10 protein-coding genes are annotated in these 14,728 nt (G+C 68.8%); 5 read left to right on the forward strand and 5 right to left on the reverse strand.

All coding sequences use genetic code 11. The annotated features are described in order from the left end of the window. The first annotated feature begins 437 nt into the window (after window positions 1-437). The 5 genes from gatC to gatB all read left to right on the forward strand — a co-directional run bounded on the left by gatC (window position 438) and on the right by gatB (window position 5,397). Window positions 438-737, forward strand: a complete 300-nt coding sequence (gatC, locus tag KHO22_RS04595) for an Asp-tRNA(Asn)/Glu-tRNA(Gln) amidotransferase subunit GatC (RefSeq protein ID WP_211945933.1) — start codon at window positions 438-440, stop codon at window positions 735-737. Between the two features lie 71 nt (window positions 738-808). Then, complete coding sequence (gatA, locus tag KHO22_RS04600) at window positions 809-2,314, forward strand: Asp-tRNA(Asn)/Glu-tRNA(Gln) amidotransferase subunit GatA (protein ID WP_211945934.1); 1,506 nt, start codon at window positions 809-811, stop codon at window positions 2,312-2,314. After that, window positions 2,311-2,775 carry a hypothetical protein gene (locus KHO22_RS04605; protein WP_211945935.1) on the forward strand — a complete coding sequence of 155 codons (465 nt, stop codon included), beginning with the start codon at window positions 2,311-2,313 and terminating at the stop codon, window positions 2,773-2,775. The genes gatA and KHO22_RS04605 overlap by 4 nt, the downstream gene beginning before the upstream one ends. Before the next feature lie 11 nt (window positions 2,776-2,786). Next, the gene (locus KHO22_RS04610; RefSeq protein ID WP_211945936.1) at window positions 2,787-3,854 is read left to right on the forward strand and encodes a dienelactone hydrolase family protein; all 1,068 of its coding nucleotides are present in this window, start codon (window positions 2,787-2,789) and stop codon (window positions 3,852-3,854) included. A gap of 85 nt (window positions 3,855-3,939) precedes the next feature. Further along, window positions 3,940-5,397 carry an Asp-tRNA(Asn)/Glu-tRNA(Gln) amidotransferase subunit GatB gene (gatB, locus tag KHO22_RS04615; protein ID WP_211945937.1) on the forward strand — a complete coding sequence of 486 codons (1,458 nt, stop codon included), beginning with the start codon at window positions 3,940-3,942 and terminating at the stop codon, window positions 5,395-5,397. Window positions 5,398-5,464: 67 nt separating this feature from the next. Here the strand turns inward: gatB and KHO22_RS04620 are convergent, their stop codons facing one another. The 5 genes from KHO22_RS04620 to KHO22_RS04640 all read right to left on the reverse strand — a co-directional run bounded on the left by KHO22_RS04620 (window position 5,465) and on the right by KHO22_RS04640 (window position 14,552). Next, entirely contained in the window at window positions 5,465-6,364 is a 900-nt protein-coding gene (locus tag KHO22_RS04620; RefSeq protein ID WP_230426740.1) for a transglutaminase family protein, read from the reverse strand. A gap of 8 nt (window positions 6,365-6,372) precedes the next feature. Then, entirely contained in the window at window positions 6,373-9,102 is a 2,730-nt protein-coding gene (locus KHO22_RS04625) for a circularly permuted type 2 ATP-grasp protein (RefSeq protein WP_230426741.1), read from the reverse strand. Window positions 9,103-9,104: 2 nt separating this feature from the next. Continuing rightward, a complete protein-coding gene (locus KHO22_RS04630; protein ID WP_211945939.1) occupies window positions 9,105-12,581 on the reverse strand; it encodes a transglutaminase family protein in 3,477 nt (1,158 codons plus the stop codon). A gap of 97 nt (window positions 12,582-12,678) precedes the next feature. Beyond that, window positions 12,679-13,428 (reverse strand): tetratricopeptide repeat protein, encoded by a 750-nt coding sequence (locus tag KHO22_RS04635; RefSeq protein WP_211945940.1) that lies wholly within the window; start codon window positions 13,426-13,428, stop codon window positions 12,679-12,681. Between the two features lie 152 nt (window positions 13,429-13,580). Further along, complete coding sequence (locus KHO22_RS04640) at window positions 13,581-14,552, reverse strand: magnesium and cobalt transport protein CorA (RefSeq protein ID WP_211945941.1); 972 nt, start codon at window positions 14,550-14,552, stop codon at window positions 13,581-13,583. Window positions 14,553-14,728 lie beyond the last annotated feature (176 nt).

Below are 14,728 nucleotides of genomic sequence, written 5' to 3' on the forward strand. Positions count from 1 at the left end.
ACCTTTGATTAGACCTCGCGAAAAAGTTCGCGAAAAGATCACGTCGGTGCCACTTTGCTGAAGATCAGCAAAGCAACGGAGGGCTAATCAGAGGGACCCAGACCACCCGGCTTCGGACACCGCCGCCACGGGGAGTGGCCAGTGCAGTCCGGAGCGCATTTCGTGACAGCGAAGCCTACGCCGCAAAAGTGACAAATCGCGCACTTGCGAGATTGCACCGGCGGTCGTGTGGCGTGGACGCTGCCAAAGGTCGGGAGCACGCAATGATACCTTATAATTCCTGCTGAATCGGGCGTTTACGGCCTGAAAACCACAGCTGATCCGACGACCCCGGGGCGCCCCTCCGGCACCCCGCCCTGGCCGCGCGACGCACCCGCCGCATGCCTCCGGCGCCTGTGCCGCAAGCGCCTTTTTGCACCCGACCTATCCACCTCGCCATGGCCCTCGACCTTTCCGACGTCAAGCGCATCGCCCATCTGGCCCGCATCGAAACCAGCGATGAAGAGGCGTCCCAGACGCTTGCGCAGCTCAATAATTTCTTTTCGCTGGTCGAGCAGATGCAGGCGGTCGACACCACCGGCATCGAGCCCCTGGCCCACCCGCTGGCGACCGTGCGCGACATGGCCCAGCGCCTGCGCGCAGACGCCGTGACCGAAAGCGACCGGCGCGAAGACTACCAGCGCCCCGCGCCGGCCACCCAGAATGGCCTCTACCTGGTGCCCAAGGTCATTGAATGACCCGGCCGAATGCCCCGTCGTCAAGCCGCACCCGCACCGACGCACGCCACCCCTGATGCCAACCGACTGTCATGCCCTTTTCCGCTGATTCCGTGACCTCCCTGCGACAGCTGGCCGATGCCCTGGCCGCGCGCACCGTCTCCGCCGAGGAGCTCGCCCGCACCTACCTGGCCCGCATCGAGCAGGCCGGCGCGCTGAACGCCTTCACCCACGTCGACGCCGAACGCACGCTGACCCAGGCGCGCGCAGCCGATGCGCGCCGCGCGCGCGGCGAGGCCACGCTGCTCACCGGCGTGCCGGTGGCCCACAAGGACGTGTTCGTCACGCGCGGCTGGCGCGCGACGGCCGGCTCGAAGATGCTGGCCGGCTACGAAAGCCCGTTCGACGCCACCGTGGTCGAGCGCATGGCCGCCGCCGGCATGGTCACGCTGGGCAAGACCAATATGGACGAGTTCGCGATGGGCTCGTCCAACGAAAACTCCTTCTTCGGCGCGGTGCGCAACCCGTGGGACACCAACCGCGTCCCGGGCGGCTCGTCGGGCGGCTCGGCCGCCGCGGTGGCCGCGGGCCTGGCGCCGGCCGCGACCGGCACCGACACCGGCGGCTCGATCCGCCAGCCATCGTCGTTCTCGGGCATCACCGGCATCAAGCCCACCTATGGCCGCGTGTCGCGCTACGGCATGATCGCCTTCGCGTCGTCGCTGGACCAGGGCGGCCCGATGGCCCATAGCGCCGAGGACTGCGCCCTGCTGCTCAACGCCATGGCGGGCTTCGACCCCAAGGATTCGACCAGCATCCCGCCCGAACAGGGCGGCGTGGATGAAGACTTCACGCGCCACCTGGGCCGCGCGCGCGCCGGCGCGTCGGAAAGCCAGCCGCTGGCGGGCCTGCGCATCGGCCTGCCGCGCGAGTACTTCGGCAAGGGCCTGTCGCCCGATGTGGAAGAGACCGTGCGCGCCGCGCTGCGCCAGTACGAACAACTCGGCGCCACGCTGGTCGAGGTGTCGCTGCCCAAGACCGAGCTGTCGATCCCCGTGTACTACGTGATCGCGCCGGCCGAGGCTTCGTCGAACCTGTCGCGCTTTGACGGCGTGCGCTACGGCCACCGCGCGGCCGAGTACCGCGACCTGCTCGACATGTACAAGAAGAGCCGCGCCGAAGGCTTCGGCGCCGAGGTCAAGCGCCGCATCATGGTGGGGACCTACGTGCTGTCGCACGGCTACTACGACGCCTACTACCTGCAGGCGCAGAAGATCCGCCGCATCATCGCCGACGACTTCCAGCGCGCCTTCGCGCAGTGCGACGTGATCATGGGCCCGGTCGCTCCGACGGTGGCCTGGAAGCTCGGCGAGAAGACCTCGGACCCGGTGCAGATGTACCTGGCCGACATCTTCACGCTGTCGACCAGCCTGGCCGGCCTGCCCGGCATGAGCGTGCCGTGCGGCTTCGGCGAGGGCAATATGCCGGTCGGCCTGCAGCTGATCGGCAACTACTTCGACGAAGCGCAACTGCTGCAGACCGCGCACGCGTTCCAGCAGGCCACCGACTGGCACCTGCGCCGTCCCGCCAAGCCATGAAACCGCTTGCGCAAGTCTTCCGCCTGATCCTCGCCGCGGCACTGGCCGCGGTGGTGGCCGGTTGCATCCAGTTGCCGACCATCGGCAAGCCGACGCCGATCGCCAGCCGCGATATCGACATCGCCGGCGACTGCCGCCGCACCGAGGAAGACGGCTACCGCGAGGACGCCCAGCTGCGCGTGTCCGACAACAGCGTGCAGCAGCTCTCGTGGAAGCTGTGGGTCGGCAAGCGTGGCTCGTGCACGTTCAACCTGGCCGATTTCCGCCAGGTCCAGAAGAAGCCGCACATCGAGCTGCGCGCCAATGACGGCAGCGGCTGCAAGCTGATGGTCTGGCAGGATCCGCGCCGCATCACGCTCGCGCATGCCAACTGCGCGCAGCGCTGCACGCCGGGCATCTACGAACATACCTGGCCGGTGATGTTCGAGCCTGGCACCGGCGCCTGCGCGCAAATCCGCTAAGGCCGCCCGCCATGACCGCCCAGCCTGCCAGCTACCGCCTGCATCGTCTGCACCGGCTCGCCACGCGCGTTGCCGGCGCGGCCGGCATGCTGCTGGCCGGTACCGTGTTCGCGCACACGCCCGCGCCACCGACGCCGGCACTCGTGCAGCCGGCCACTACCGCGCCGCTCACGGCCTTCGCGCCAGGCGCCGCCACGCGCACCGCGCCGGCCGTCAGGCCGGCCACGCCGGCACTGCGCGTGCAACTGCCAGGCGAACCGGGCGCACCGGCGCTGAACGCCTACTGGTTCGTGCCGCGCGAAGGCAGCACGCCGCGCACCCAGGCGCTGCCAGTGGTGATCGCGCTGCATGGCTGCAGCGGCCTGATGGCCTCGCGCCCCGAAGCCGTGCGCGCGGGCAGCAATGCCGGCGAAAGCGATGCCGCCCCCGCGCTGCAACCGCGCTATCGCGATTACGCGCAATGGCTGGCCGAGCGCGGCTACGCCGTGCTGATGCCCGACAGCCTGTCGGCGCATGGCAGGCTGCAAGGCTGCGGCGATTCGCCCGAGGCGCGCGGCCTGGACGAACGGCTGCGCCGCGCCGACGCGCTGGCGGCGCTGCGCTGGGTGGCGCGCCAGCCCGGCATCGATGCCGCGCGCATCGTGCTGCTCGGCTGGTCCAACGGCGCGCAGGCTGTGCTGGCCACTGTCGATGCGAGCCGTCCGTGGCCGGCCAGCACGCCGCAAGTGGAACGTGCCGTGGCCTTCTATCCCGCCTGCAAGCGTGCCGTGCAGCAGCACAATTTCCGGCTGCGCGCACCGGTACTGCTGATGATCGGCGGCGCCGACGACTGGACCCCGGCCACGCGCTGCGCGATGCTGCAGAACGCGGTGCTGGCGCGCCAGCCGGGCGCGCGTTTCCGGCTGGAGATCTACCCCGGCGCTTACCACGGCTTTGACGGCACCAGCGAATTGCAGGGGCGCCGCGACGAGCCTGGCGGCTCGCGCCCGGGCCGCGGCGTGACCGTCGGCGGCGACGCCGTGGCACGCGTCGCCGCGATGGCCCAGCTCGACTCCTGGCTCGCCAGCCCCGACCCCTGAGCGCGCCCGCACAGACACACGGGCCCGGCGCCTGCGCCGGCCCTTTGCAACAGACAGAACCCAAGAACCGAACAGGAATACCGCCATGCAATGGGAAGTGGTGATCGGCCTCGAAACGCACACGCAGCTCTCGACGGCCTCCAAGATTTTCTCCGGGACCTCCACCGCCTTCGGCGCCGAGCCCAACACGCAGGCCTCGCCGGTTGATCTCGCGCTGCCGGGCGTGCTGCCCGTGCTCAACAAGGGCGCGGTGGAGCGGGCCATCCAGTTCGGCCTGGCGATCGGCGCCACCATCGCGCCGCGCAGCATCTTCGCGCGCAAGAACTACTTCTACCCCGACCTGCCCAAGGGCTACCAGATCAGCCAGTACGAAATCCCAGTCGTGCAGGGCGGCACCATCACCATCCAGGTCGAAGGCAAGAAGGGCGAGGTCTACGAAAAGACCGTGCAACTGACGCGCGCCCACCTGGAAGAAGATGCGGGCAAGTCGCTGCACGAGGACTTTGCCGGCATGACCGGGATCGACCTGAACCGCGCCGGCACGCCGCTGCTCGAAATCGTGACCGAGCCCGACATGCGCAGCGCGGCCGAAGCCGTGGCCTACGCCAAGGCCCTGCACTCGCTGGTGGTGTGGCTGGGCATCTGCGACGGCAACATGCAGGAAGGCAGTTTCCGCTGCGACGCCAACGTATCGGTGCGCCCGGTCGGCCAGAAGGAATTCGGCACGCGCCGCGAGATCAAGAACCTGAACTCGTTCCGCTTCCTGCAGCAGGCCATCGAATACGAAGTGCAGTGGCAGATCAACGAGATCGAGGACGGCCGCAAGATCCAGCAGGCCACGGTGCTGTTCGACCCGGACACCGGTGAAACGCGTGCCATGCGCACCAAGGAAGACGCGCACGATTACCGCTACTTCCCTGACCCTGACCTGATGCCGCTGGAAATCGACGCGGCGTGGGTCGAACGCGTACGCGGCGAGCTGCCGGAACTGCCGGCCGCGATCCAGGCGCGTTTTGTTTCGCAATACGGCCTGTCGGCCTATGACGCGAGCACGCTGACCGCCACCAAGGCGCTGGCCGGCTACTACGAAGCTGTGGTCACCGATGCCGGCGCGGCCAACGCCAAGCCCGCGGCCAACTGGCTGATGGGGGACGTGGCGTCGCAGCTGAATCGCGAAGGCATCAGCATCGACGCCGCCCCGGTCAGGCCGGCGCAACTCGCCAAACTACTTGCGCGCATTGCTGACGGAACGGTCTCCAACAACACCGCCAAAAAGGATGTCTTCCCCGCCATGTGGGCCGGCGAAGCGGACGGCGATGCCGATGCGATCATCGCCGCCAAAGGGCTGAAGCAGATGTCCGATACCGGTGAGCTGGAGAAGATCATCGATGACGTGCTGGCGGCCAACGCCAAGTCGGTGGAAGAGTTCCGGGCCGGGAAGGAGAAGGCCTTCAATGCGCTGGTCGGGCAGGCGATGAAGGCGACCAGGGGGAAGGCCAATCCGGCGCAGGTGAATGAGTTGTTGAAGAGGAAGCTGGGCTAAGGGTTTCGAGGGGTGGCTGCCTGCCTGCGCCATGCGCGGGCTTGTCGTTCCTGGCAGCCCCCCCGAATCACTCCACCGGCACCACCGTCACGGCTACATCCACGCCGTGCGCGCCGCCGCCAACGATCACGCCATGCAGCAGCGGCACGTCGCTATAGTCCCGGCCCAGCGCCAGCGTGACGTGTCGCGTGTCCGCCAGCACATTGTTGGTCGGGTCAAGGTCGACCCAGCCCGCGACAGGGCAATACACCGACACCCACGCATGCGATGCGTCGGCGCCGACCAGGCGCGGCTCGCCAGATGGCGGCACGGTACATAGATAGCCGCTGACATAGCGCGCCGCGAGCCCGACGGATCGCAGGCAACCGATCATCACCTGCGCAAAATCCTGACACACGCCGCTGCGCTGCGCGAACGCCTGCATCGCTGGCGTATGCACCTCGGTGGATTCGCTGTGATACTCGAAGTCCGCATGGATGCGCCGCATCAGGTCCATCGCGCCCGCCACGACCGGCACGCCTGCGGCAAAACTGGGCGACGCATACTCGCGCAGACCCGGATGCAGGGCGATATTGGGCGAGGCAAAGACGAACTGCGCGGCGGGATCGAACGGCTGGCCCGCGTGGAAACGCAGGGATCGCGCCACCGTCTCCCACGGTGCGGACGCGGCCGCGTCCAGCGCCTGCCAGCGCGGCGTCAGCACCACGGTGCTGGAACAGGTCAGCTGCATCTGCGTATGCGGCACGTCGAGCATGAAATGCTGCACGCGGTTGCCAAACGCGTCGATCCTCACATGCTGGTGCGTGGGCGCGGGCTCGATGAGGGTGTCGTGCGCGGTCACGGCCTGCCATGGCAAGTCCGGCGGCGTGGCCACGGCACGCTGCTGGGCGTGCTCGACCGGCTGCGAATAGCGATAGGTGGTGGTATGCAGCACGTTGAGCGTGCAGCTTCCGGCAGGAGATGTCACGGCGTCGTTCACTGGATGTCGGCGTCGGGGTTGGCGGCTGCGTGGCTGAAGTAGCGCGCGCTGATCTCATCGGACACCCGCGCCATGCGCTCGATGAACTGGAGGCACAACGCCGACAAGCTGGCCGCGTCGCCGTCCGCGTCGCAAAGGGCCTCGCACAGCGCTGCGCGCGTTGGCAGCGCGCTCGGCGCGGGCAGCAGTTCCGCGAGCGGCACGCGTGCCTGCGCGCTGCCGCCCGGTGCCAGCTGCACCAGCTTGCCGCGCAGCCGCTCCAGCAAACCGTAAAGGCCGCGCGGATTGGTGGGCTCCAGCACGAGCAGGTCGACCAGCGCCGCCAGGTCGGTGCGGCCCGGATAGAGCGAGCGGTAGGTCAGCGTGCAATCGAACAGGTGCAGCAGCAGTTCGAAGCCGCTGCGCGAGCGCAATGCGCCGGTGTCGATGGCCGCCAGCAAGAAGCCGCTCATGGTGGACAGGCGTTCGATATGGCGGCCGATGAATACCAGGCGCCACGCTTCGTCGCGCGACATGCGGTCGCCCTGCGCACCGTTGATGGCGCCAAGCTGCATCGCCAGGTGCTCGAGCGCAGCCAGCACGCGTGCGCGGTCGTAGCTGACGGAGCCGCCGTCGCCGGTGGCCAGCGTGGCTTCCATCATCGCGTCGCCGAAATCGTTGCGCGCGGCGAGGATGGTGCGCCAGTGGTCGTTGGACAGCCGGTTGCGGATCTCGCTGGCCGTGGCCGCGTGCGCGGCGAGATTGCGCACCAGGCCGGTGCCGGCACGCGCGTCGGCCAGCGTGGCGACCAGGCTGCGCTCGAACAGGCGCAGCGATACCTTCGGCTGCGGTGCCTCGGCCGGCACCAGGCCAGCCAGCTGGGCGAGGCGACCCACCATCGACAGCGTGCCGTCATCGGTATCGTCGCTGCTTTCGATCGACCCGAGAATCTGCCGGCACAGCCTCACGTTGTTCTCGGCGCGTTCGGCATAGCGCCCGGCCCAGAACAGGTTCTCGGCAGCGCGGCTCGATACCGCCAGCGCCCGCGCCGGTGTCCGTGCCGGTGCCGGTACAACAAGCCCGGCGCGCCCGGCCAGCGGCGCGGCCGGCACCGGCTGGCCGGACAGCACCCACGTATCGGCACTGGTGCCGCCGAGCTGCATCGACACCGATTCGAGCCGCGGCGCCGCGAGCCGGCTGAAGCCGCCCGCCATGACCTGCCAGCCGCCATTGCCGTCCGCGACGGCGAATACGCGCAGCATGGCCGCGCGCGAGCCGATCCGGTCCCCTTCCCAGCACGGCGTGTGCGACAGCGGCAGCGGCGGCTGCAAGGTGTAGCGGTCGGGCATGCGGGCAATGCGCTCGCGCCAGCCGTCCAGCGCCTGCAGGCCCAGCTCCATGCCCACCACGGGCTCGTCGGTGAGATCGGCGCGGCGCGGATAGGTCGGCATCACGAAGGCTTCGGGCAGCGTCGCCAGCGCCTGCTCGCGCGCGGCGTCTTCCCCGCACCACCAGCTCGGCACACCGGGCAGGAGCAGCGGCTCGCCCAGCAGCGCTTCGGCAATGCCGGGCAGGAAGCCGTGAATCGCCGGGGACTCCAGGAAGCCGGAGCCGGGTACGTTGGACACCATGACATTGCCCGCGCGCATCGCCTCCAGCAGTCCGGGCACGCCCAGCGTGGAGTCGTGCCGCAGTTCGAGCGGATCGCAGAAGACATCGTCCAGGCGCCGCAGCACTACGTCCACGCGTTCGAGTCCGCCGAAGGTCTTCAGATAGACCACGTCATTGCGCACGGTCAGGTCCTTGCCCTCCACCAGCGTGATGCCAAGGTAGCGCGCGAGAAACGTGTGCTCGAAGTAGGTCTCGCTGTAGGGGCCGGGCGTGAGCAGCACGATGTGGTGGCCGGTGCCGGAAGCGGCCGCCCCGTCGCGCCCGCTGCCAGCCTCGGTCGCGGCGGCCAGTGGCGCATGCGCGAGCGTGGACACCAGTTGCGCGAACGCCGGCGGCAGCCGGCGCACGTGCAGGTCGCGGAAAGCGTCGGTGAACAGGCTGGAGATGATGAGCCGGTTCTCGAGCGCGTAGCCCATGCCCGAAGGCGTATCGGTGCGGTGTGCCATGACGGTCCAGCCGTCTTCGGTGTGCACCAGGTCCACCGCGACGATCTGCAGGAAGCTGCCGCCCGGCGGCTGGTAACCGCGCAGCGGGTGCAGGTAGCCCGGATGCCCGTACACCAGCCCGGGCGGCAACAGCCCGCGCGACAGCAAGGTCTGTTCGCCATAGATGTCGGCCAGGATCGCATTGGCCAGCGTCGCGCGCTGGGCGGCGCCACGTTCGATGACCCGCCAGTCCTGTTCGGTGACCAGGAACGGAAACAGCTCCAGCGGCCATGCGCGCGCCGCGCCCTGGTCGGCATAGACGTTGTAGGTCACGCCGTTGTCGCGGATCTGCCGCGCCATGGCCGCCGCGCGCGGGGCCAGCTCCACCATGCCGGGCTCGCCCACCACGGCAAAGAAGCGTGCCCACGCGTCGCGCAGCGTGCCGGCCGGCAAGCGCAGTTCATCGAGGTGACCGGCGGGCACCGGCTGCGCGAGTCGTGCGGCGGCGGCAATGGCCACCGAGGCTTGAGGGGCGTCGGTGTCGTCGGCGTGCCGTGACTGGGGCCGCGATTGAGGCCGCGACAGGGGTTGGGCCAAGGTCTGGTCTCCGGTTGGCGGCGCGCCGGTCCCGGCGCGGCCGCGCTGCTGCATGCCTACCCCTGGCGCAGGTCAAGCGTGAAGGGAAACTCCAGGCTGCGCCGCGGCGCCTGCGCGATGGTGCACCCTGGCGTATGTCCGTGGGCCGAGAAGCGGGCCAGGCGCCGGCTTTCCGCCTCATAGGCATTGACGGGGAAGGTCTGGTAGTTGCGCCCACCCGGATGCGCCACATGATACTGGCAGCCACCGATGCTGCGCTCGGTCCAGGTATCGACCACGTCGATGGTCAGCGGCGCGTGCGACGCAATGGTCGGATGCAGCGCCGACGCCGGCGCCCACGCGCGGTAACGCACGCCCGCGACGAATTCGCCCGCGCGCCCGGTGGGCTGCAGCGGCACGGCCCGGCCGTTCGCGGTGACCACGTGGCGGCTGTCGTTCATGCCGAGCACGCGCACCTCAAGGCGTTCCACCGATGAATCCACGAAGCGTACCGTGGTACCGGCCGCGCCCTCCTCGCCCATCACATGCCACGGCTCCAGGGCACCGCGCAGCGTGAGCGCCAGGCCGCCGGCGGCCAGTTCGCCGATGCGCGGGAAGCGGAACTCGAAGTGCGGGGCAAACCAGGCGGCATCGAAGGCAAAGCCCGCGGCGCGCATGTCGGCCAGCACGTCGTCGAAATCCATCTGCACGAAGGTGCCCAGCATGAAGCGGTCATGCAGGGCCGTGCCCCATCGCGTGAGCGATGCCTGGTATGGCTCGCGCCAGAAGCGTGCCACCAGCGCACGCAGCAGCAGCTGCTGCACCAGGCTCATGCGCGCATGCGGCGGCATCTCGAAGGCGCGCAACTCCAGCAGGCCGAGCCGGCCGGTCGGGCCGTCGGGGGAGTAGAGCTTGTCGATGCAGAATTCCGCGCGATGCGTGTTGCCGGTGACATCGATCAGCAGGTTGCGCAGCACGCGGTCGACCAGCCACGGCGGCACGTAGCCGCCCGTGCCGCCCTGCTCGCGCCCGGCAAGCTGGCGGCGCAGTTCGGCGAACGCGATGTCGAGTTCGTAGAGCTGGTCGTTGCGCGCCTCGTCCACGCGCGGCGCCTGGCTGGTCGGCCCGATGAACAGCCCGGAGAACAGGTACGACAGCGACGGATGGTTGTGCCAGTACGCAATCAGGCTGGCGAGCAGGTCCGGCCGGCGCAGGAACGGGCTGTCTGCCGGCGTCGCCCCGCCCAGCACGAAGTGGTTGCCGCCGCCGGTGCCGGTATGCCGGCCGTCGAGCATGAACTTCTCGCTCGACAGGAAGCACTCGTGCGCGGCCTGGTAGAGGAACTCGGTGTGGTCGGCCAGTTGTTCCCAGTCGGCGGCAGGATGGATGTTCACCTCGATCACGCCGGGATCGGGCGTGACCTGGAGCACCTTGAGCCGCGCATCGCGCGGCGGCGGATAGCCTTCCAGCACGATCTGCACGCCAAGGGACGCGGCCGTGGCCTCCACCGCCTGCAGCAGGGCGAGGTAGTCTTCGAGCCTGGGTAGCGGCGGCATGAAGACGTAGATGACGCCGCGCTTATCGACCGCCTGGTCCGCCTGCTCGGCCTCGACACGCGGACCTGCCGCGCGCGCCGGATGGCGGACTTCGACGCACAGTGCCGTGCGCACGACGCCGGGCGCGGATTGCCCGCGCGCGGGCCCGGCGTGCGCCGTGCCACTGGTGCCGCTGCCCGTACCCGTTGCAGCGGCAGTGGTGGCGGCGTACCGCGCCGCCGCCGCCGGTGTCGCGGACAAAGGTGCCGGCGACTGTCGGCGCAGACCCGCTGCTGCCGGCAGCGGTGCGCGCGGCGCGAAGGGATCCTGCTCGAACTGCTGCTCCCGGTCGGCGGGGCTCGACCAGGGCAGCGCATCGAGCGGCAGCCGGTAGCCCATCGGCGAATCGCCGGGCAGCAGGTACAGGCGTTCGTCGCGCAGATGCCAGCGGCCGCTGGACCAGCCGCCCGCGTCGCCCTGCCCCGACTGGTCCGACTGGTCCGACTGGTCCTTCTCGCGCGCAAGCGGCAGCACGTAGCCGGTCACGCTCGCCAGGCCCGCGTCGAATACGCGGCGCAGGCGCATGCGCTCCATTTCGTCATCCAGGCGCGAAGCATGCGGATCGACGTTGACGGGCAGCCGCCGCTCGCGCCACAGGTAGTACCAGGCATCCTCATAGCCCGGCATCGCACAGGATGGGTCGAGCCCGAGCCGGTCGCACAGGGCCATGATGAAGCGGCGCGCATCGGCGTCGGTATAGTCGCGGGGATGGCGCTCGTCGGCGAACAGCGCCGGGTCTTGCCAGCAGGGCGCGCCGTCGGCGCGCCACGCGATCGTCAGCGCCCAGCGCGGCAATTGCTCGCCCGGATACCACTTGCCCTGCCCGAAATGCAGGAAGCCGCCCGCGCCGTAGCGCTCGCGCAGGCGATGCACCAGTTCGGTGGCCAGGCCGCGCTTGGTCGGCCCGAGCGCATCCGTATTCCATTCCGCACCATCGCGGTCCCGCGCCGAGACAAAAGTCGGCTCGCCGCCCATGGTCAGGCGCACATCCATGGCCTGCAGTTCGCGGTCCACCGCGGCGCCGGCGGCGTTCACGGCCTGCCACTGTTCCTCGGTATAGGGCAGCGTCACGCGCGGCGACTCATGGACGCGCGTGATGGTCATGGCATGGCTGAACTCGACTTCGCTCATTTCCACGGCGCCCGTCACGGGTGCCGCGCTGCCGGGCTCGGGCGTGCAGGCGAGCGGGATATGTCCCTCTCCCGCCAGCAGGCCGGAGGTCGGATCCAGCCCGACCCATCCTGCCCCGGGCAAGTACACCTCGCACCAGGCATGCAGGTCGGTGAAGTCGCGCTCGGCACCGCTCGGGCCGTCGATGGCCTTCACATCGGGCGCCAGCTGCAGCAGGTAGCCCGACACGAAGCGCGCGGCCAGCCCGAGGTGGCGCAGCGTCTGCACCAGCAGCCAGCCCGAATCGCGGCACGATCCCGAGGCATTGGCCAGCGTGGTTTCCGGGCTCTGCACGCCCGGCTCCATGCGGATCAGGTAACGGATATCGTGCTGCAGGCGCTGGTTCAGCGCCACCAGGAAATCGAGCGTGCGGCGTTCGGTGCGGTCGATGCTGTCGACAAAGGCGGCGAACCGTGGCGTCAGTTCGTCGCGCACCAGGTAGGGCGCCAGGTCGTGCGCGAGGCCCGCGTCGTACTCGAACGGAAAGCGTTCCGCCGACGGCTCCAGGAAGAAGTCGAACGGGTTGTAGACCGACATCTCGGCCACCAAGTCGACTGTGACCTTGAATTCCGTCGTCGCCTCGGGGATGACCAGGCGCGCCAGATAATTGGAGAACGGGTCCTGCTGCCAGTTGATGAAGTGCTGCGCCGGCTCGATGCGCAGCGCGTATGACAGGATCGGCGTGCGGCAATGCGGCGCCGGCCGCAGGCGCACTACCTGCGGCGACAGCTTCACCGGACGGTCATAGCGATAGTGCGTGACGTGATTCAGTGCGACATGTATGGCCACGGCGCCCTCCCAGGCGGTTGCTGCGATTGGTGTCGCGCTGTCTCAAGCAAGACTTGTACCCTGACTTCTACCCTGACTTCTACCCTTCGCCGGCCACTCACATCGAGCCACCGGCCTTCGCGCGCACGGACTCCTCCAGCAGCGAGCGCAGCTTGGCCAGCGCGCCCGGATCGCCATGCGCCGCCGAGCGCGCATACCAGATCTTGGCCTGTTCGATGTCCTTGCCGACCACGCCGGGCTCGCCGCGCTCGTAGTAGCTGCCGACGATGTACTGGGCCCCGCCGTCGCCCGCGCTGGCCGCGCGGCTGTACCACTCGAATGCCTTGGCATAGTCGCGCGGCATGCCGCGGCCGGTGAAGTAGTTGGTGGCCAGCGCCATCTGCGCCTGCACGTGGCCGCCCTGCGCGGCGCGCTCATACCAGCGATTGGCCTCTTCCAGCGAACGGGGCACCAGTTCGCCGCGCTCGTACAGGTCGCCAAGGGTGAACTGCGCGTGTGTCATCTGGTTGTCGGCGGCCTTGCGCAGCCAGACCAGCGCCTCCTGCGGCTTGGGCGGCGTACCCTCGCCGCGCAGCAGCATCATGGCGTAGTTGAACTGGGCCAGCCGGTTGCCATCGCGCGCCGCGGCGGCAAAGCCGCGGAGTGCGGTATCGAACGCCCCGGCCTCATAAGCGGCGAGCGCATCGCGGGTCTGCGCCTGGGCCGGCTGGGCAGGCGCGGGCGTGGCCTGGACCGGGACACCGGGGCAGACAGCCAGCGCGATAGCCATGACGGCAAGGGCCAGCGCACGACGAGGGGCCGGGCCGGCTGTTGCGGCGGGCCAGAGCGGGGGGCGGGCTAGTGGCATGGCGGACTCCGGATGCGCTGGGCCTTCTCGAATCCAGTGTAGGAGGCGGCGATGCGGCCCGGAAGCCGATAGCGAGGGCACGACTATTCAGGCGAATAATCAACAACCAAATAAACTACACCAATAAATCCATACGGTTAATGATTGGGTGCTCAGATCCATCCGGCGCGATGCAAACGCCGCCATAGCGCGCCGCACGCCACGGCTGTCACGCCGATCACGACCGGGTACGCATAGTGGAACTGGAGCTCCGGCATGAACGAGAAATTCATGCCGTAGAGGCTGAACACCACCGTCGGGATCGCCAGGATGGCGCCCCAGCCCGCCAGCCGCTTGACCACCTCGTTCTGCCCCACCGTGACCAGGGCCAGGTTGACCTGCACCGCCGTGGTCAGCATCTCGCGCACGACATCGAGCGTGCGCACGAGCCGGCTCGCGTGGTCCGCGATATCGCGGAAATAGGCGCGCAATTCCTTGGGCACGAGATCTTCGTGAAGGCGGATGAGCTGGCCGCAGATATCTTCGACCGGGTTCACCGCATTGCGCAGGCGCAGCACCTGCCGCTTGATCTGGTACAGGCGCTCGATCGCGGCGCGGTCGAACTCGTCACGGAAGATGCCCTGCTCCAGTTCGGCGAAGGTGTCCTCCAGGCCGGTGACGATGGGCAAATAGTGGTCAACCACGAAGTCCATCAGCGCATACAGCACGTAGCCGGGGCCGTTGGCGAGGCCCTGCGGGTCATGCTCGCAGCGCTCGCGCACCGGCGCGTAGGTGCTGCTGGCGCCATGCCGGACCGACACCACATAGTTCGGGCCGACAAACAGATGGGTCTCGCCGACCACGACCTCGTCCCCGACGAGCTGCGCGGTATTGAGCACGACGAAGACCGAGTCGCCATACGCCTCCAGCTTGGGGCGCTGGTGTGCATCGAGCGCATCTTCCACTGCCAGATCATGCAGTCCGAAGGATTGCTGGACCTGGCGCAGCAAGGCAAGGTCTGGCTCATGCAAACCCAGCCAGACGAAGGTGCCGGGTACGCTCAATGCCTCGGGAATCTCCTCGATGCCGACGGTGCCGATCCGCTTGCCTGCCCGGTAAGCCACACTATTGACGATCGCACCCATGACAGCTCCATTGCGCAGATGGCGCAATCGTAACAAGGCGGCGCGGGATGCGTCGCAGAAGTCCGAGAGCCCTGCCGTCAGCGCCACTTCCGCGCGTCCGATGGATCGCGTGCGGCACCCGGGGATAAAGTCGGCCTATTTGTTACAGTTCGCACCGAAGACGCAGTTAGAATGTG

The organism is Cupriavidus yeoncheonensis (genome assembly GCF_905397275.1).
GTDB lineage: Bacteria > Pseudomonadota > Gammaproteobacteria > Burkholderiales > Burkholderiaceae > Cupriavidus > Cupriavidus yeoncheonensis.

Bases quoted from the DNA above. Each gene is read 5' to 3' on its own strand.
- gatB (WP_211945937.1), top strand. From the start codon at position 3,940: ATGCAATGGGAAGTGGTGATCGGCCTCGAAACGCACACGCAGCTCTCG.
- gatA (WP_211945934.1), top strand. From the start codon at position 809: ATGCCCTTTTCCGCTGATTCCGTGACCTCCCTGCGACAGCTGGCCGAT.
- KHO22_RS04610 (WP_211945936.1), top strand. From the start codon at position 2,787: ATGACCGCCCAGCCTGCCAGCTACCGCCTGCATCGTCTGCACCGGCTC.
- KHO22_RS04625 (WP_230426741.1), bottom strand. From the start codon at position 9,102: ATGCAGCAGCGCGGCCGCGCCGGGACCGGCGCGCCGCCAACCGGAGAC.
- KHO22_RS04635 (WP_211945940.1), bottom strand. From the start codon at position 13,428: ATGCCACTAGCCCGCCCCCCGCTCTGGCCCGCCGCAACAGCCGGCCCG.
- KHO22_RS04605 (WP_211945935.1), top strand. From the start codon at position 2,311: ATGAAACCGCTTGCGCAAGTCTTCCGCCTGATCCTCGCCGCGGCACTG.
- KHO22_RS04640 (WP_211945941.1), bottom strand. From the start codon at position 14,552: ATGGGTGCGATCGTCAATAGTGTGGCTTACCGGGCAGGCAAGCGGATC.
- gatC (WP_211945933.1), top strand. From the start codon at position 438: ATGGCCCTCGACCTTTCCGACGTCAAGCGCATCGCCCATCTGGCCCGC.